Origin of the sequence: Paenibacillus donghaensis (assembly GCF_002192415.1) — a bacterium.
GTDB lineage: Bacteria > Bacillota > Bacilli > Paenibacillales > Paenibacillaceae > Paenibacillus_AQ > Paenibacillus_AQ donghaensis.
This window is the reverse complement of record NZ_CP021780.1, coordinates 7,900,483-7,919,937: the sequence shown is the minus strand read 5'-3', so window position 1 is coordinate 7,919,937 and position 19,455 is coordinate 7,900,483. Positions and strand designations below refer to the sequence as shown.

Here is a 19,455-nt window from a genome sequence, read left to right as displayed (position 1 = left end):
TCACACCTCCAATTCCTCAAAATACTTTGCTAACTCCTCATCAATTTGTACGATCTCATTGTCGATCTCTTTCAACCGTACTTGCACTGCTTCAATATCAACTGACTCTTCTTCTTCGAAGGTATCAACATAACGAGGGATGTTCAGATTATAATCGTTCTCCTTAACTTCTCCTAAGCTAGCCGCATATGAATACTTCTCAATAGTTTGGCGACTCTTATAGGTTTCTACGATCTTCTCGACATCCTCGTCACGCAAACGGTTTTGGTTCTTACCTTTTTCAAAATTATTGGAAGCATCAATGAATAAGATATTATCATTAGCCTCACGACACTTCTTGAATACTAAAATACAAGTCGGTATCGATGTACCAAAGAATATTTTTCCTGGCAGACCGATCACCGCATCCAAGTAGTTTCTTTCTTCTTCGATCAAGTACTTGCGAATAATCCCTTCTGCTGCACCTCGAAATAATACCCCATGTGGGAGGACTACTGCCATAGTTCCATTATCATCAAGGTGATGAATCATATGTTGGACAAAAGCAAAGTCAGCTTTAGAAGCTGGAGCCAATCTACCATAAGCACTGAAGCGTTCATCCAGCAGGTATTTCTCGTTCGAACTCCATTTGGCAGAGTAAGGAGGGTTCGCGACAATGGCTTCGAATCGTTCATCCAAGTGCCTTGGCTCCTCTATCGTATCCGCATTCTGAATGTCGAAGTTTTGATATGAAATGTCATGCAGAAGCATGTTCATTCGAGCCAAGTTGTACGTAGTTGATACCTTCTCTTGTCCATAATACTTTCTGACATTCGCTTCCTTACCCACTCGTAGCGCAAGGGAAGCAGAACCACAGGTGGGGTCGTATACATTCTTCAAGTCTTTCTTCCCGATGGTAACGATTTTGGCAAGTATTTTAGATACTTGTTGCGGGGTGTAAAACTCCCCAGCTTTCTTACCCGCCGAAGCTGCAAACTGACCAATTAGATACTCATATGCATCACCTAGAACATCGATTTCGACATTGTCATGCAAGAAAGGAATGTCATTAATATTGACCATGATCTTCCCAATCAACTTGGATCGAGATTTTACATCACGACCTAGCTTCGATGATGCTAGATCCATGTCATCGAATAAATGTTGGAATTCGTCTTCACTAACTGCGCCGAGAGTCGATTCCGTAACCGTGTTGACTGCCTTTTGGAGCATTTCAACATCGAATTTACCTGAATCACCTTTGGCGATTTCTTCTATCATGTTAGAGAATAGGTAGTCTGGTTCGATTACATAACCAATCTGCTGAATTAATTCATCCTTAAGCCCAGCTTGCAGCTCTTTGTCCTCCCATGCCTTGGCATAAGATATTTTATCTTCCTCAAGCAACTTGTTTACTCGGGTCTCCGTCTTCTCAGATAGAAAGCGATAAAAAATCAAACCAAGAATATAATTCTTAAACTCCGAAGCTTCCATTTGACCCCGCAGATCATTTGCCATGTCCCATAACTTCTTGTGCAAATCAGCTTGTTGCTGACGCTGTAATTCAGATGTAGTCATCTGTTTTCCTCCTTGAGATTCTTGATGATAGTTTGAGTGGCATAATGTCGTTCAAGTATGGTTCTCTCTTGAACAAGTCGATTTTTTCGGTGTAATAATCTGTGGACAATACTAACCTTCACTTGTTCATCCATAGGTGGCAAAATGATTTCCAATGTCCTGAGCATCTGGATCGATAGTGCTGAGATTGAAGTGCCTTGGGTAGAGACCCTTAATTGCTTTTTAGAGTTAGGATGCTCATTGATGAACCATTCCAAGTAATCAGGATGCAGAACCTCACTAGGCTCGATAATCGCGAAGTTTGAGGGGATCAGTTTACCAACATGCTCCTGCCTCAAAGCAACCGCACGTTGTCCAGTTAAACTGAGCAAGACCAATCCTTCCCTCGCAATCGGCAATAACCCCATTCGATCTTTAGATACAAACACATCCTGTGAATGTTCTGGCACAATGTTTGGCTCTGAACTTAACCACTCGTTCATCTCCTTCATCGTATACAGAGGAAGCCTTGCCGCATCAGAGGATGGAGATGTCTGAATACGATTTAGAAAAGCCCCCTGAGTTACCGAAGCACATTGTTCTAATTGCAATCCAACCCTCCCCTTAACGCTATTTAACAAAATAGCAATATAATATGGTTCAATACTAGTAAAAAATAGCAGAGAAGTCAATGACTTTCCTGCTATTTTTATAAATAGCTTACGAGAAACGTTTTGTGTGATCTGTAATGAACTCAATTATTCGTTGAATTAGCGATCTCTTCTGAAGAAATGGGAGTTTGATGACATCACTGATTACTTGTTGATTAACGAAGCCACTGTATTCGTATTCCTCAACAAAGCTTTGAATGTCTTCAACAGATAACCCAACCTCTCCAGCGAAGGTTTGGATCTCCTTACCACGCTCTTCTTGTTCAAATGTATTATAGGAATCATCTACGGAATCGGCGCTACTTAATGTTGGAACGACCTTATCCAAGAATTCTTTTAGAAGTCGAGCCTTGAGACGCAATTCTTCGTTATCTGCGCGATCAATCTCATCTTGAATATGCTTCACCAACTTATTACGTTCATCTTCATTGTTAAAGTCGATATTCTTAATCAGGTTCATAATGTAGCTAACGTTAATCCTATCCGTGTGCATCAATTCGATGGAGAAGTCTACGTCAGCCAAAATCGAAGTCTTACCCCCACCTCCACCACGCTTAACTTCATCATAGATACGGAGATACTTACTCTTGTAGTCCTGATACGTTTGCTCCTGGATACCTAACCGTTCCTCAGTAAACTCATGCTCAGTGAACGTTTCAAGCTTATTTAGATACTTGGTGAGGTCTCGGAAGGCTACTACAAACTTCTGCTTATCCTCTTCACGCTCTAGATTATCTACAGCTGCCGGTGTTAAAGCCATAGCTCGCACCTTAACGAGGGCTGCCTTAAACATATCTAAATACTCATCATAGGATTTCATCAGAACATCATCTACGTTATCTGTCTTAGAGAATAGCTTTATCGCTTCATCGGTGTCCTCTTTCAAGTTGCGGTAACAAACTATGTTACCATATGGCTTGGTAGCTTTCCCTGTACGATTCGTTCTGGAGAAGGCTTGAATCAGGTTATGGTACTTCAAGAAGCGATCCATGTACAGTATGTTAAGTGGCTTACTATCGAACCCTGTCAAAAAGATGTTCACTACAAGGAGAATATCAATTTGAGCAGTCTTAACACGCTTTGAGACATCAGCGAAATAATTTGAATATTTATCGGTATTGAAATTCGTGCCAAACATCTGGTTATAATCAACCATTATTCGTTCTAGACTATCCCGAGAATGTTCGTCACGACCTTCACTATCTTCATTCTGACCATAAGTGAAGATACCCGCAATCTTAAAGTTATGGGACATAGATTTGAACATGTCGTAATATTTAACTAGCATTGGAATGCCATCTACAGTAAAGATCCCAGTATAGCCTTTGCTACGAGACTTACGTTCATGATGCGTAAGAACATTCTCAATAATCAGCTTAATACGTTCATCATGCATCCAGACCTCATCGGTTAAAATGCCTTTTACCTTAGTCTTATCTGCCTCATTCACCTTTACGTCAACAGTCTTATTATACTCGACTGAGAATCCAAGTACGTTCTCATCATGTATGGCGTCTTTAATCAAGTAGGTGTGTAGACACTTTTCAAAAATATCTGCCGTTGCTCGACCATCCTGGCTCTTGTTCACTTCAAACAACGGTGTCCCAGTGAAGCCAAAGTATTGAGCCTCCTTGAAATGATCATCAATTAACCGTTTCATCTTACCGAACTGGCTACGATGACATTCGTCAATTATAAAGATGACCCGTTCTTGTTGATACGGTTTCATGATCTGCTCGTAACGCGAATTCTTAATCGCATTTGCCATCTTTTGAATAGTGGTTACAATTAACGTTTTGCCTTGATCAGCGATCTGTTGCACAAGTTTACTAGTGTCATCAGTCATATCGACCGAGTCATTCTCAAATTTATTGAACTCAGTTAGCGTCTGACTATCCAAGTCCTTACGGTCGACTAAGAAGAACACTTTCTTAATATGCGGCTCATTCGCTAAGATCTGGCTCGCTTTGAAGGAAGTTAGTGTCTTACCGCTTCCGGTGGTGTGCCAAATGTATCCATTGTTCTTAGTCTCTAAGGCTCGCTTTACTAAAGCCTCCACTGCATAAACTTGGTATGGTCGCATGACCATCAGTTGCTTCTCTGTTTCGTTCAAAACGATATATCTGGCAATCATCTTTGCCATATGACACTTCTCTAAGAATGTTGCCGCAAAATCATTAAGGGTCGTAATCCGACTATTCTCCGAATCAGACCAAAAGAAGGTATGGGAAAACAGGATGTCGCCATCCGAGTTTGCAAAATACTTAGTGTCAACCCCATTACTCACGATAAATACTTGCAAGTAGCGATACAAACCACGAAATGAGTGTTTCCGATACCGTTGTATCTGATTGAATGCTTCTTTGAAGTCTAAGCCTCGGCGTTTCAGCTCAACTTGAATAACTGGTAAACCGTTGATAAACAGAGTTACATCGTAACGATTCTTATACTTGCCCTCAACGATTGTCTGGTTAGTTACTTGGAAGTTGTTTTTGCACCACTCGCGGGTGTTCATCAGCTCCAAATAAACCTCTGTTCCATCATCACGCTGAAAGACTTGCTTGTCCCTAAGGATTTTGGCAGAATCGAAGATACTTTTACCATCAATCTGTGTAAAAAAACGGCTGAATTCTGAATCCGTTAGCGGTTGACCATTCAGTTTCTTCTCATTGAACTTGTTTAGCTGCTGTCTAAAATTAGCTACCATTGTATCATAATCATTTATTGTAACTCGTTCATAATTTTGATTAACAAGTTGGTCAATCAAATTCTTCTCAAGTTGCGCCTCAGACTGATAAGACAATCATAATACCCCCTCATACAATACACTCGCCAGTAACTTACAATATTCTACATCCCTAGTCCCATCTCCTTCCCAAGAAATCAGGGAACATAGTAGCACAAAAAAACCCACCCAAATTCTGAGAGGACTATAGCGACTAAGACGCTGAAAATGAATTGGATTACTAAAATTAATGAACCGCCACAGGCTGCACCATAAACTTCTGTTCATTACCTTGAACTTTAATGTGATCTTCCCAAACGAATAACTTCCAGTGCTCACCCTCATTGGGATTCCTGAGCATGATCTCAGGATTCATCATCTTCCGAAGTTCTTTGAAATCAATATAGTAGATCTTATTAACCCCTAAGCGAACAGCAAGCACAGCAATGTGCGAGTCATCTAGCAACTCGATTTGCTTTGTGGTCAAGTCAAACCAACCTTTAGAACTAACATGTAGCTTTGAATATGGAGTACATATGACTATACTCTTCCCGCCGCTGATAGCTTGATACATGATCTGCTTACCTTGTATGGTAGACAAAGTGCAGTTGTATCTCTTACTTAACTCGTTAATCACAAAAGTCTTATTAGACATCCACATTACCCCCACTACTATGATTACCACCATAGTAACACATGGATGCGTAGCCTGTACTTAGCAAATGAACGGCTATCAACCGGTTGCAGCCACACCTCGATCAAGCGTGATTACAGTTGAATTATTTCTCAGCTTGTGCCCTTACTAAAACCCTGACCGATGTCGTTTTCCAACTGCTTTGAAAATGATCGGCCCCATAGGAAACGGTCCTTGTCCCTAAGCGAAAGACCCTCTGGTGTTGCTGACTCTACCATTTGTATGTAGGTTTGATATCCACTCCAAATACTCTCAAAACTGATTAAGTTCTTTAGTTTATAGCAATCACCTAACTCGTCACATACCCTAACATCATACACTGTGAATTCTTCTGGGTAGAGGGCTGTTAAGATTGCTGTAGCCATAGGGAGTTGGAAGCCCCACACTTTCATTATGTAGCGCAATCTCTCTTTAGGTTTGGTTGCATTGCTTATTCCGGTTGTGAGTGCATATACTGCATCCTCAAGATTGTCGAACTTATCATCTTTCAGTAGTCGCTGAGCAATCTTGGTTTTGGCTCGATTGGCTTTCCAGATTACAATACAAAAAAAGTCATATCCGTTCAGGAACCCCTTCTCTGAAAAACGATTATGTACTGTCTCAAATATGTATGATTCCAGATCGTACTGTGATAAATAGCACATTTCAACACCTCTCTATCTAGAAACCCATCCAAAGCTGTTGCATAATTACACTCGAATAATCAGAATTTACGAATCGTTTACCATTACATACTCGATGCCGATAAACTAACTTCAAGATTTATCGGCATCTGAATAATCATTCTGTATCAAATATTATGAAGACTTAACCCCATGCTTTTTGAACAATCCTTCGAAGAACTCTTTAACGATCTTTGCCCCGGCTTCCTCGTCCATCAATTCATATCCACCGAATCGATAGATCTCATAACCGTTGAGTTTTAACTCCCTGTCTGCTTGCACCATTTCAGCATATTTTTTGGGACTAGATATATCTTCATCAGAATAGTGTTGCTTTCCATCTACTTCAAGGACGATACGCTGCTTGTTTGAAAACAGTAAAAGGAAGTCCATACGCTGTCTTGATAAATAAGGTTTTCCCGCACGCTGCTTTATTGTATATGGATCATAGTGTAAATAGACTTGAGGTATTAACGCAGGAAAGTTTTTGTCGAACAATTCTTTGAAACATCTAAAGTAACTTTTAAATAGTAGCTTCTCTGGTGGAGATGCTAACGTTTGATATAAACGCATATAAAATTGTTTTTCCGTCTCTATGTTTGGCTCTGATACCCCATTCATATCAGCCCACCACGTTACGAGGTCAGCCCAATAAAGACCAGTATTCGGAATACTACGGTCGTAGACTAAACAGTTTTCTTCATGCTTTACAATCCTAATGTCATTATTAATCGAGTCGCTAATTACAATTTCGGGCTTCTGTCCCACCGCGGCGAATATCAGATTTTTTACACTGCCTTTTACCCCATCAACCACTTTATCGATACGGTAGACAGGAAAACCTGAAATATTGTCCGCCAAATTGAACTTATATCCGTCATTTACTAAATGCTTATTGATGAATTCAATATACTCGTTCTGCTCGTCCTGTTGTCGCACCAATGGATGGACGACCTGTTCTAAGAATTTTATAAACATTTCATCGGGTGCAATCATTAGTTCTAAGTACTTCTCGTACAGATAGACTTCATCCCAGTCAGAGTTGTTGATCATATGCTGCCATATATCACCTGATGCGGTCTTAAAGCGGGAATCAGTTGAAGGCATGCTATCCAAATCCCATACCCTATTCAGGAAGTCTACCAACTCATATTTTCCTGGGATATTATTTCTGGTATGGAGTTCATCCATTATAATTCGCCTTGTTATCTCGCTGATTGTATAAAGTCCAGTCGGATTAAGTCGAAGGACTAACTTTGACAATATGTTTGCTTTTGAGCCATAGTCGTTGATTATCCGCTTGGCTAAGTCCAAGAGAAACAACTGATCCTTGCCTTTAAGTCTTTTTTGAATGTAAACCCTTCTGCTACTATGCGCCTCAGACTCATCTCCGCTTTCCAAGCCATATTTAGTGCAAACTGTCGGTATGTCGTAAGCTTTTTCCTCTAGCAGCACCTGAACTATCGCATCAATAAGTTCGTTAATACTCGCCATTGAATACCCCCATTTTAAATAAATACGAATCAAGGCTACCTATAGATACCCATAAGAGCATTTCCCATTCAATGTCAAGTGCCTTACCAATATTGTACTCCAACGCAAAGAAATCATGCCCTTGTTCCCTGCAAAATCTCTTCACGTTTGAGTAGCACAACTCCTTAATCCTAGCCTCATTACCGAATTTCTTAAATGAGGAATTAATCGGATCTATTTCAGTACAATCCAAACCAAATTTATGATATTTAGAAGGAATACTCTCGAGTGGATGTACACCAATCAAAATGTGGTAACATGGAACCTTGTAATCAGTGTATTTCTTTACCTTTTCAATATCCTGTAACACACCATCCTTCTTACCACCATCACCACGGAATAGATTGTTTACTCCCGTTGGGTCACGACTATTACGAGCTATATAGTGAGTGTACCTTGCCTTAAATTCGAATAATGCTGCTGGTGAAGTTATATCATTCTTGTGTTTAATAACTGCTAAATCTCGATTTTTCCATTCACGTTGGATAAAGTAATCGTCATCGTCTTTTAGGGTATTTGCAGAAAGCAGATTGAACTTGTCTCTGATGTTCATTTCCGTTCGGGAATTGCTGTAAAGAATAGCTAATTCGTTTGGAAACCACGTTTGGTTAAACTACTCAGTAAACTTTCTACATTTTCGGGTTTAAACAACATTATTAAGTAACACTCCTAATACACAATCTCATAATTATCTATTCATCTTGACCGTTCTCGAGATCTTCCTCTAAGCTTAATTCCATGACAGCGGTTCTTTTGTCTCATTCGCTGTAATATTTCGACAAATCACCTGATAAACCCTTTACTTTTATTGAGTGAAAAGAAGCCTCTTCTAGATTGCTTCTTGGAGCCAAGGACTAAACATAAAGAGCCGCCATCTAATGTGGCGGCTTCTCAGTATTAAATCATTTAATAAGATAATTCCATACCCCTGATCCTCAGCACCTTTTGCCAGAAGTCGATATTGGAAAGGTCTGGTGCTAAACCGAACTCCTCCTCAAACTGTTCGGATACCTCTGGTGACATACCTTCAAGTGCATCACTCAATATATTCAATACTTTGTCTGCTTTTCTTACCAATGGATGCCCATAATTTATCGTAATCTTATTTCCATCCTGATCAATAAATTTTCTTGCCGCTAGCTTATGTATCGCACTCCATCCGTCCATTGGCGCTGGTGTGTAATTATGTGAGAAATACCTGTAGTGGAAAATCAGGCTCACCATTATTGAATCTAATTGGTCTAGGGATGATTTGGTATCATCGATAAGTTCCTGCAGCTCTTCCGATTCATCAGTGTTGTGCGACCGGATAACATGCTTGACCGCAGTTTGATCTTTCAGTTTCTTCAACTCTTCGATCAAATCATCCTTTGCATCGCACTCGTCGATTTTTTCTTCCAGTTCTACTTCAAGTTCCTTCAACTGGTTCTGAAGCTTACTGAATACCTTTACTGGAACGGAAAATGGACCCTCTTTTTGACGCTGCTCATTGTACTTCTCTATCGATTCAAGGAACTGTTTACCCCTAGTGCGATATTCTCCTGAGCGAATCCTACCATTCAAATTTTTACCTTCCAATTCATCTCTTAGCTTTGGAAGATCATCCTCGGTCGCCATCAGGACGTTTGTGACTCCACGCAATGCGGAGCGATCTAATATCTTGTACGACGTTGGAGGAATTACAATCGGGTAAATATTTTGATTATTCGCCCATGCTGCTCCCATTTCATTCAGGCAAAAATCACTGTCCATATAGTTTTCGGTCAATATCATAATGACCAGTTCAGCTGAGTTAATGTTTGTCTTTATATGCTCAGGGAAATTAGCTCCGGTTGGAATATCTCCACCCGAAGTGAAATAAATTTCTTCTCGGTCAACCCCAAGACCCATGACGAGCATATCAATGAAGGGTCTGATGACCAGTTCAGCATCCTTCACAGCATGACTAATGAATATCTTCGGCATACTTATCTATCTATCTCCTTATCAATTATTAATTCGACTTCATCACCCTGCTGACTGAATTTTTTCCTGTTGTCGAACCTGAGTCTTTATACCCAAGTATAACCGATTTTTGGAAGAACCTCCATACAATTGATCGCTATTGAATTAATATGTCTCCTACCTATTCAAACGCTCGATAAATGATAAAGCCGTCAAGCATTGGCTGGATTAGATGGAAAGAAACTAGGCGTTTATGAATAGAGTTTGGAGAGATATCTTACCTTTTAAATATCTCAGGGTAATAATCATAAAATAAGGTCCTTCAAATTTGAGAGACTTTTAATAGTATCGGCTTCACTAAAAATAACTGCCGATTTCTGCGGTAGCTCGCCCCCTTAGTGAGGTACTAAATACGATAACCTCCATCTATTATAGTAATACTATAATCAGGAATTTTGAAAATTCCGAAGTCCTATCTAACAAAAAGCCGCTGAATACCCGAAAGGTAACAAGCGGCTTTGCATCGACCAGTATCTCAATTGGGTGACATTCTAGCAAAAGAGTTAATGATTCAAAAACCACCATATTCATTAACTTCTTCATTGAGCTTGTCAATGAGCTTTTCTGCATTCTTGACTAGACAATCAGCTAATTCAGAACCAGTATACTCATTGCCCTGCTCATCTACGTAATCCTTATCAATCCAATCGAGTTCTTCATCGTCCGAATCACCCGCGGCGGACTCTTCCTCAGAATCTTCTTTCTTTCGCTTCACAGGAGTTAGTTGTGATACTGTGTACTCATCACCTTCGGTTTGCCACATCTCAATAAGCTGTTCTTCCCCATACTCATCCTCGTGCTCTGCCAAATATCTTAACCTTGCTAACTCCTGCTTCAAGCCACTTATAGTCTCAGCATCATCAGCATCGGTAACGACAAGATCAAGTTCGCCGTCCTTTTCAACTGCGTATAATTCCTCGGGTTGCTTACGTTTTCTTTTACCCATTATTCAGTCTCCTTAATGTAAGATGTAATCAAAGATTGTCTGTCCATATCATGCATAATTACGATTGGCAACGAACAAACCTAGTTAAATTGCTTACATTTTCGGACTTTTTCACCTTGCTCCTGTCATGATTCCTAACTGTTAGCATCAAGTACAACTCAAATACCTTCATAACACCTAGACAAAGCTTATAAATTCCCTTCGCAGCTTTGGCTCTCTTTTTCTTTTTAGTACTATGTGCCTCCTTATTTCTAATCGCTAATAAAGTATCTATGTCGTCATCATCAAGTAATAAGTAGATGTCCAACTCCGAAACTTGACGTTTTTTCTCCGAATCAGTCAGCTTGTCCATTATAGATTTTAATTTAGTCCGCAATATCGTTTCACTGGAGTTTTCACCAACTGTACTGAATACCCCTTCTATCATGGATACGACCTCTTGTATATTCTTGCCGATATTTCTATATCCGTAAGACATGTACACATACCGCAATCCGCTTAACAGATGCTGGCTGTCCTTAGTTGAGAAGAAATAAAACCATTTCTTAAAGAACGTCTCTACGCTCAGACCGTCAAGCTTCATCAAAGCTACTTTATCTTGAATGTTTAAACCACCATTAATACTTGTGAAGTTATTCTCCTTACTAAAATGTACCGAATATTTGTGGTCTCCCTTATTATAGAACTTCACCTTAGTTAGATAGACGTCCTTACACAAAAGAAACTTGTAGAAATATTCGATGATGTGAATGTGTTTTCTGAAATCGTTGTAACCTTTGTAATCTTTGAACGTAATTTCAACGTATTCAGGTAATATGTTGATGTCACAATAGCTCATCTTATTTACTTTCGTAAGTAATAGCGCATCAATAAGCCCTATGTCTTCAAAATATAACTCTGCCCTATTGACTTGAACATTCAGACAATCAATTAATTTTGAATTTTCAAGGTTACTATCTTGAGACAGTTTAAACTTGAAGGCTTCCCTGGCTTTATATCTTTTCTTATCAATCTGCTCGACATCCACATAAAATATTTTCGATTTGTCACTTACCTCTGTTATGCAAGTTGTTTCAATCTCGTAGTTAAAGTTTTCATAAACCTTAACTTCCTCTATCTTAGCCTCACTCTTAAACTGTATAACATCATTCTCCTTCTTCATAATTGAACGCATCCCCTTCCAAGTTAATTATTGTATCCGCCTCTAAAAAACTCGAATGGGTAATAAATAATAATATCTCTTACAATATCCTTTAATCTTATGTCATGGTACTCGCAAATCTTAACTAGTTTCTCGTAATGCTTATTCTTAATCTTTAAGCTACATTTTTTCATTTCAGAGGTAACTACTCGGACACTTCGACTTCTCGAATAAAACCCCTTTTCCTCAATATCTTCCAAAGCCATACCAATTGACTTGTTCACTAATTTTTTCAAAGTGAGGTTATTATCGTCTGCTATATCCTTCAACTCCATGTAGTCACGATACAATAACTGCACCTTGACAGAACTCTCGTCTGGAACATTTGAATCGATTATTGACCTGAGAAGCATACTTTCTCCTTTCTAGTGTTTAGGCATTTTACGTATTGATCATACCCAAATTATACTTGGGTCACAGGGAGAAATCAAGGGACTGACAGACCCTTTTTCTCTAAAAAATTACCCGAAGATATAGACATGTTGATAGTTAATAAGGGCTTAACAGTCCCCTTATTTGAGTTATCAGAATTCATTTAGATTAAGGAATATTAACTCTTGGAGGGATGGAGGGGGAGGAGAAGCTCAGGCTGTCGGATCGGGGTGACCTAGTCAACGCTCTTTCTCTGTTCAATTTGTTTCATTCTTTACATTTGTCGTCTTATTTATATATCTAATCTCAGCGACAGGGTGCTGAAATTCATTTCAAGTGTACTCAAATTTGAGAATGTGCGCACAGCCCCCAAGTATCGAGAAGGGCATGAATACCTATCCATACCCCACCTTGATCGGCTTCTATACTCGATGGACAAGGTCAACATTCCTCAGGTAAGAACCGAATTCCCACGTAGCAACAGAATTTGGAACTTAAACACCCATCAAACCAGGTATCGATAAATGGCATTGACCAAATCCGTCTACAGCGAATCTTACCCCTTTACTTTCCAGTTGGTCGTAATAACCCATTACTCCACCTTCGAACCAGAACTCCGGTTGATTTACAGTAAGAAATAGCTCATATCCTTCTGGCTGCGATAAAGAATCAGGAAACGGGTCGTTAACTCCAGTTAATGATGGCAGAATCAATGGTGCAGTTTCTTTATACGTAATCGTCAAATACTTCCCACCTTCAAATCGCTCAAGGCCTCTGTCAAAATAAAGCTATCTAAAAGACGGAGGCGAAGACGAATGAATCGAGAAGAACGGCGGCAGCTCTGGCAAGCCCGCATGGCAGATTACCGTCAAAGCGGACTAAGCCTGAAACCTGGTGCGCCTTGCAAGAGTATACCCCCGATCAACTGAAATATTGGCTCTATAAAAGAACCCCGAAGACCTCCAGCACGACCTCTAGGCTACCGTCTCCGCAGTTTATTTCCTTGGCCACGCTTCCGGGTTCCCCGCCAAGTTCCTCCCTGCAGGTACATATCGGTTCCGCCCGAATTGAAATTAGCTCCGGCTTCGATCCCGATCTGCTACGCGATTTGGTTCGAGCCCTGGAGTCCCCATGCTAAGCCTCCATCCTGCCCCTCAGGTCTATCTCGCCTGCAGGGTCACCGATTTGCGCAAATCCATCGACGGCCTGGCCGCTGTCGTGCAGGAGCAATTTCAACTGAATCCGTTCTCCACGGCCCAGTTTGTCTTCTGTAACCGACAGCGCAATAAGCTCAAAATCCTGCAGTGGGATCACGCCAGCTTTTGGCTCTACTACCGCCGCCTGGAGCAGGGAACCTTCGCTTGGCCGAAAGCCGAAAGCGCCTCTGCGCATGTCATTTCCCAGCGGGAGCTACGCTGGCTGCTGGATGGTCTTTCCCTGCAGCAAAGACAGGCTCATCTCCAAGTGAATGCCCGGCAGGTGATTTGAATACCTGCCCGGCAGTTTAGCAGGATTTGGGGTGGAGTAGGGAGAATGTATCATTCATGAAGATACCCGTGAACGACCCTACCCTGGAGAATCTCCAGCAACAAAATCAATCGAAGGACCAACATATCCGCAAGCTGGAGCAGCAGAATGCCGAGCTTTCTGCCAAGCTACAGTGGTATGAAGAACAATTCCGCCTGGCCCAGCAACGGCGTTTTGGCGACTCCAGCGAGAAGACGTCTGCGGAGCAGATGGAACTGAACCTATTCAATGAAGCGGAAGTGCTGGCTTCGCCGGAGCCTGAGGTGGAAACGGAGCAGATTGCCTATGAACGTCGTAAAGCCAGTGGCAAACGCGAAGCGGATCTGTCCAAGCTGCCGGTGGAAATCGTGACCTACGAGTTGCCTGAAGGCGAGCGGATCTGCGAATGTTGCGGCGGAGCGCTACATGAGATGAGCACCGAAACGCGTCAGGAAATTGTCATGGTCCCGGCTCAGGTTAAAGTCCTGCGGCAGGTACGGCTGGTGTATGGCTGCCGTACCTGCGAGCGTGAAGGCGAACGCACGACGGCCCCGATGCCCCGGCCGGTATATCCCGGTAGCCTGGCTTCGCCGTCGCTGCTGGCCCACATCCTGTACCAGAAGTACGTGAATGACCTGCCGCTCTACCGGCAAGAACAGGATTTTATCCGAATGGGCTTCATCTTGTCCCGGCAGACGATGGCCAACTGGATGATGTATGCTGCGGAGAAGTGGCTGTCGCCCGTGTTCGGTATCCTGAAGCTTCATTTGCTGGAGCAGGATATCCTGCACGCCGACGAAACGACGCTGCAGGTACTGCGCGAACCGGGCAAGTCCGCCGAGTCGAAATCTTACGTCTGGTTGTACCGCACCGGAAGCAGCGGACCTCCGATTGTACTTTATGAATACCAGCCTTCGCGCGGTGGAGAACACCCGCGAAATTTCCTGACCGGGTTCGATGGGATCTTGCAGGTTGACGGATATGCCGGGTACCATAAGGTGAAGGATGTCAAACTGGCCGGGTGCTGGGCACATGCGCGGCGGGGATTTGACGAAGCGCTAAAGGCGCTTCCCCCGTCCCAGCCGAAGGTCGGCACAGCTGCGCAGGAAGGCCTGACCTTCTGCAACCGGTTGTATGCGGTGGAACGGGAAACGAAAGAGCTTCCCGCAGACGAACGCCAACAGGTCCGCATGGAGCGAAGCCGTCCCATTCTGGAGGCCTTTTCGGGTTGGCTGCGTCAGCAGAAAGGCAAAACGTTACCCAAAAGCAAACTGGGCGAAGCGATAGGGTACTGCCTGAATCAATGGGACAAGCTGACACGGTTCTTGGAGGATGGCCGGATCGAGCTGGATAACAACCGGGCGGAACGCTCCATAAAGCCCTTTGTGATCGGACGGAAAAATTGGCTGTTCGCGAATACACCACGCGGTGCGCAGGCGAGCGCGGTTATTTACAGTGTGATGGAAACAGCCAAAGAGAATGGGCTGCATCCCTTCAGCTACCTAACGTTTCTATTCGAGCAGCTGCCACAATTGGAGAAGGTGAACGATCCTCAGGCCTTGGAACTGCTCCTCCCTTGGTCGACCCATCTCCCTCCGCACTGCCGCGTCCTGACTTCTTAACTTCATTCGAGTTCCAGCCTACATCTTATTATAGGGTGTGGGCTATTTGACGCTTACCTTGCTTTAGCATCTCATCCATCTGGCGATCTAGTTTCTGAGACTTACTTGAAACCCGAATATATGCGTAGACCTTACTATTTGCTTGTTCGCTCATGGCGTTTATCGCTCCTCTTGGACAACTGCTATATCCTTATTATAGCAATAGCGTCCATAAAGGTAAAAACAAACATAGCTTAGTTTGCGGACGTTCATTATATTAGATATTTGACCATTACGGACGCTGATTATTGAATCCAAAATGGTGTACCTTTATGGACATTCAGAGCAACACGTTTATGTTGATATTCGACCAAAAGAAAAAACCGCTCTTTTTGAGCGGCGTTTCCAGTTTGCCTGTTGTTAATGAAAGAAAGTATCTAAGGACTACCCATTGTATGTAACTAAAAATTTAGTCATGTTTAATGTATCCTATTGTTGGAAGGAGTTTAACCTTACTGGGTGCCAAATTATGATATAATCCACAACTACTACACCAAAATTTTGTTGACCCAAATGCCATATACTCATAATATTCTTCGTCCTCAAATAATATATGTAACGCAGGATTTTGTTTGAACTGCTTGTATCTCCTAACCCCCTCATTGTAAGGTGTTTCGTTATCTGCTAGGACAAGCCAATTATGTTCGCAATGTTCATGTTTTTTGATCTCCCTACTACACGAATAGGGTACTGTGGTTGGTCTTCTATTTCCCACCCTATAATATTCATATTGATGCGGATTCCCGATTGTAATCACAAGGACATCACCACAAATACAACTCCAATATAATTTAGTTCCTTCGTCATAGTCGCTATTTATATACCAGCCGCTGTGCGTTCTATCGTAGTGCTGTGAAACACATTTCCTACAAGTATGATTAATTTGAGTATTGGTTCCTGTCTGTTTACAAATAACGCATGTTTGCCCCTCGACCATACGCTGATAATCTAAGTTTGTTTCATGTTCCCTAATCTTTTTGGGGTCAATGGAAAAGCAATCCTTACATAATGTATAGATGTCAGAGGGAAGGTCTATTCTTTCATGACACCTATCGCATCTCGTTTCAATTCTAAGTCCGAAGAAGCGTCTGATCTTCATGAAGTTGCCTCCTCTGCTTAAAAGTATTGATCTGGATCTGGATCTGGATCTGGATCTGGATCTGGATCTGGATCTGGATCTGGATCTGGGTCTTCTCTGTCATCTTCCTCCATGTCGCGATCTGCCCAATCATCCTCTTCTTGTTCCATATCGCGGTCTACCCGATCATCCTCTTCTTCTTCCATATCGTGGTCTACCCGATCATCCTCTTCTTCCTCTGACTTGTCATAGAATCGGTCCGTATCAACAATGATGTCATCTGTCTCAATATTGACTTCCAAAGGCTCTTCGACATCAAGCTGAAGATTGATGACAAATGGATAGGAATCTTCAAATTTAACGCCATCACCGCGCGCGTAGTCACCATCAGAGCCATACTGGTGTTCAATATCAACCGAACCAATTACTTGAACATCGATATGTTCATGGTCGATTGACCGAACAATAATTTCGTGAACATCGCTACCTTCGACAAAATAATGCGTGGACAAGATGTCTATATCGACCAATACATCTTCAATTGTTGCCGATGAAATTGCTTTGCTCAAAGATTCTTCCAGTGCTTCAGATACTGTTCCCTTGAGTTCTTCAATCGTCTCGAAAAATCTGTGTACTGCTGACAATGTGTCTGCAACTAGCTTGTTCCCAGTGGTATGATCTACATTAAACGTACTTTCGGTGTAATGAACGTAATTACTGAGTTCGTCTACCGCTTGTTGTGTCCTATTCGTAATTAACTCAAGATCAACTTCAAGATCGTCAGAAACAAACTCGTCAGACAGTCCCCCGCGAATTGCGTACTGCATTCTTTCCGTCCGCCTTGAAGTTGTTCTTGTCCCGTTTTTGTTGTCCCACCAGCTGCATTGTACAACCTTTTCATTTGGAGCTAAACGATCAACGATGTGGTTTACGAGTTCCCTAATTCCCAACGAAAAAAAAGAGAAACGAAGCGGGTTGGATTTCGACTCCAGCACATCGAGCGATGCTTTAAACGCCTCAATCTCCAACGTGCCTTCTAGGTACTTTTCGATAAATTCACTTGGATTATCTTTCATATTCGTGAGTCACCCTTTTTAACAGTTATGTATATCATAGTTCTCTCAAATGTTAACATAGCCTTATTATATACGATTGTAGAGGATGTACTTGTATTTTCACAATATCAAAGCCGAGACAAATGTATCGTATGTACGGGGTGGTTAACAGTCTGAGTTGATACTGAAAAGAAATAGTTCGCCTGTACACTTACACGTAGAAACTCAGCACAATTCAATGACGATACGACCAGTGTAAATGTTCTCATGATGTAACATAAACATAAAAAGAACGCCTGTATAGCATCTACAGACGTTCTCACGTGTCGGACAATGCTTCCGTGAGTATTGCTTAAAACTCAATGATTTTATACTGTTTCAGGAAGTCTTTCATCAAGCTGCTAACCCCTACAATAATTGATGTTGAATGAAACATAATAACTGTTCTTTTTTCACCATTGCTTTTGATACCTATAGTATTCTCTAGAAAATTCTTAGTAAAGGTTTGTGCGATGGTAGTTTGAATTATGTCGCGACTTATAGAATCTAATTGACTTAAATTTTCAGTTATATGCGCAAAATCCTCAATGAACTTATTCGCATAATTGTCTAGTGCTTCACCTTGGTAACCAAAATCTTCAAAAGCTAGTCTCATTGCATAAGCAGTTGATTGACTTAAATCATGTGAATCCAAATTACTCCCTTTTTCTAACGAAACAATCATAAATTCAAATTGTAGGGCTATGTACTTGAGTAGATTTAATTCTAAATTGATAGTCTTTATTTCATCTTCATTAAAATTATTTCTTACTTCCTCAACTTGTGAATAATCCGTATCAGGAAAGTCGTGGAGCGTATGGGTGAGTAATCTTGCTGATTGACCTAGATAAACCTTCTTCCTCCCAATTCCAAACATTTACCCTCACCCCCCATATGCTTTTCTTAGAATTACATTATATCATTTTTATGAAATTATAGGATATTTTGTACAGGGTAATTTTAGCAACTTTTGACCTCAAACGTGCAATCCATCTTCACTATACTTCCTTGTAGCAATCTCAATCAAGATCGGGGTGAATAGTAAAATCCTTCTGACTTGATTTCAACTTGTAACTTCTCCAAAGATTCAGCAACTGTCCATCTAATTGTGGCATCCCTGTTCGTTTCCAATTCACGATGTCTATGTAGCAGAATTGTAACTCAGTATCATTCAATTCCTCGATCATATCCTCTAACATGAAATGCCTCCAATGGATTAATGATAATCACATCCTATAAGCCCTCTTTTTGCCTGTATAAGAGCTTCTGATTAGGTCGGACAATGCTAATGTGAGGGGACATGCTTGCTAGAGGTGTCAATGTGAAGTTCTTGAAGGACAATCTATATTTTGAAGCTGTATAGAAGGCTAGTCCAATGCGGAAATTAATGTTTAACATGTTAGGCTCATTCACACAGTTTGAGAGAGACTTGATTGTAGAACGTACCACAGAGGGTAGAAAACGGGCCAAGGCAAAGGGGACTCATATGGAGCGTCCTGCACAGGATGCAAGTATCATTAAACGTGCATTGAAACTATACGCTGAGAGAGAGTCTAATAGACTGACAGTAAGCGAGATCATCAAGTCCACTGGTCATCCGCTTTGCCAACGATCTGTCGTGTATTGAATCCTAACCTCATCCTAAAATCAGAGCCCTCATCTTGGTGTCAAGGTGTGGGCTATTTGACGCTTACCTTTATACGTACTTAGGGCAAGCTTTTTGAAATAAAGGTCAATGCTAGCTTGTACCTTGCGTGAATGCCCATCTTCGA

General features: G+C 41.5%; 17 protein-coding genes. 3 read left to right on the top strand and 14 right to left on the bottom strand.

Features of this window, described 5'->3' with window-relative positions; all coding sequences use genetic code 11:
- The 11 genes from B9T62_RS35900 to B9T62_RS35845 all read right to left on the bottom strand — a co-directional run bounded on the left by B9T62_RS35900 (window position 1) and on the right by B9T62_RS35845 (window position 13,087).
- Entirely contained in the window at window positions 1-1,557 is a 1,557-nt protein-coding gene (locus B9T62_RS35900; RefSeq protein ID WP_087919628.1) for a type I restriction-modification system subunit M, read from the bottom strand.
- Window positions 1,554-2,147, bottom strand: coding sequence for a restriction endonuclease subunit S (locus B9T62_RS35895; protein ID WP_087919627.1), 594 nt, complete (start codon window positions 2,145-2,147; stop codon window positions 1,554-1,556). Before B9T62_RS35895 ends, B9T62_RS35900 begins: the two co-directional genes overlap by 4 nt.
- Before the next feature lie 109 nt (window positions 2,148-2,256).
- Complete coding sequence (locus B9T62_RS35890) at window positions 2,257-5,010, bottom strand: type I restriction endonuclease subunit R (protein WP_087919626.1); 2,754 nt, start codon at window positions 5,008-5,010, stop codon at window positions 2,257-2,259.
- A gap of 169 nt (window positions 5,011-5,179) precedes the next feature.
- The gene (locus B9T62_RS35885) at window positions 5,180-5,587 is read right to left on the bottom strand and encodes a hypothetical protein (RefSeq protein WP_087919625.1); all 408 of its coding nucleotides are present in this window, start codon (window positions 5,585-5,587) and stop codon (window positions 5,180-5,182) included.
- A 131-nt stretch (window positions 5,588-5,718) separates the two neighbouring features.
- Complete coding sequence (locus B9T62_RS35880; RefSeq protein WP_087919624.1) at window positions 5,719-6,270, bottom strand: hypothetical protein; 552 nt, start codon at window positions 6,268-6,270, stop codon at window positions 5,719-5,721.
- Window positions 6,271-6,423: 153 nt separating this feature from the next.
- Window positions 6,424-7,782 (bottom strand): AbiJ-related protein, encoded by a 1,359-nt coding sequence (locus B9T62_RS35875; RefSeq protein WP_087919623.1) that lies wholly within the window; start codon window positions 7,780-7,782, stop codon window positions 6,424-6,426.
- Window positions 7,769-8,374 carry a hypothetical protein gene (locus B9T62_RS35870; protein WP_087919622.1) on the bottom strand — a complete coding sequence of 202 codons (606 nt, stop codon included), beginning with the start codon at window positions 8,372-8,374 and terminating at the stop codon, window positions 7,769-7,771. Before B9T62_RS35870 ends, B9T62_RS35875 begins: the two co-directional genes overlap by 14 nt.
- Before the next feature lie 353 nt (window positions 8,375-8,727).
- A complete protein-coding gene (locus B9T62_RS35865; protein WP_087919621.1) occupies window positions 8,728-9,786 on the bottom strand; it encodes a toll/interleukin-1 receptor domain-containing protein in 1,059 nt (352 codons plus the stop codon).
- A gap of 550 nt (window positions 9,787-10,336) precedes the next feature.
- Entirely contained in the window at window positions 10,337-10,771 is a 435-nt protein-coding gene (locus tag B9T62_RS35860) for a hypothetical protein (RefSeq protein ID WP_087919620.1), read from the bottom strand.
- 58 nt (window positions 10,772-10,829) lie between these two features.
- Complete coding sequence (locus B9T62_RS35855) at window positions 10,830-11,933, bottom strand: hypothetical protein (protein ID WP_087919619.1); 1,104 nt, start codon at window positions 11,931-11,933, stop codon at window positions 10,830-10,832.
- A 905-nt stretch (window positions 11,934-12,838) separates the two neighbouring features.
- A complete protein-coding gene (locus tag B9T62_RS35845) occupies window positions 12,839-13,087 on the bottom strand; it encodes a hypothetical protein (protein WP_087919617.1) in 249 nt (82 codons plus the stop codon).
- 388 nt (window positions 13,088-13,475) lie between these two features.
- On the opposite strand from B9T62_RS35845, the gene tnpB reads away from it, so the two are divergent.
- Both tnpB and tnpC read left to right on the top strand, forming a co-directional pair.
- Window positions 13,476-13,832 (top strand): IS66 family insertion sequence element accessory protein TnpB, encoded by a 357-nt coding sequence (gene tnpB, locus B9T62_RS35835; protein ID WP_087919616.1) that lies wholly within the window; start codon window positions 13,476-13,478, stop codon window positions 13,830-13,832.
- Window positions 13,833-13,894: 62 nt separating this feature from the next.
- Window positions 13,895-15,472 (top strand): IS66 family transposase, encoded by a 1,578-nt coding sequence (gene tnpC, locus B9T62_RS35830; protein WP_425436722.1) that lies wholly within the window; start codon window positions 13,895-13,897, stop codon window positions 15,470-15,472.
- Window positions 15,473-15,920: 448 nt separating this feature from the next.
- Here tnpC and B9T62_RS35825 read toward each other — a convergent pair whose 3' ends face one another.
- The 3 genes from B9T62_RS35825 to B9T62_RS35815 all read right to left on the bottom strand — a co-directional run bounded on the left by B9T62_RS35825 (window position 15,921) and on the right by B9T62_RS35815 (window position 18,560).
- A complete protein-coding gene (locus B9T62_RS35825; RefSeq protein WP_087919615.1) occupies window positions 15,921-16,610 on the bottom strand; it encodes a hypothetical protein in 690 nt (229 codons plus the stop codon).
- Window positions 16,611-16,627: 17 nt separating this feature from the next.
- Entirely contained in the window at window positions 16,628-17,665 is a 1,038-nt protein-coding gene (locus B9T62_RS35820) for a pPIWI-associating nuclease domain-containing protein (RefSeq protein ID WP_087919614.1), read from the bottom strand.
- A gap of 331 nt (window positions 17,666-17,996) precedes the next feature.
- The gene (locus B9T62_RS35815) at window positions 17,997-18,560 is read right to left on the bottom strand and encodes a hypothetical protein (protein WP_087919613.1); all 564 of its coding nucleotides are present in this window, start codon (window positions 18,558-18,560) and stop codon (window positions 17,997-17,999) included.
- Window positions 18,561-19,058: 498 nt separating this feature from the next.
- Here B9T62_RS35815 and B9T62_RS41990 point away from each other — a divergent pair, with 498 nt between their 5' ends.
- Entirely contained in the window at window positions 19,059-19,310 is a 252-nt protein-coding gene (locus B9T62_RS41990) for a recombinase family protein (RefSeq protein ID WP_087919611.1), read from the top strand.
- The last annotated feature ends 145 nt before the right edge of the window (window positions 19,311-19,455 follow it).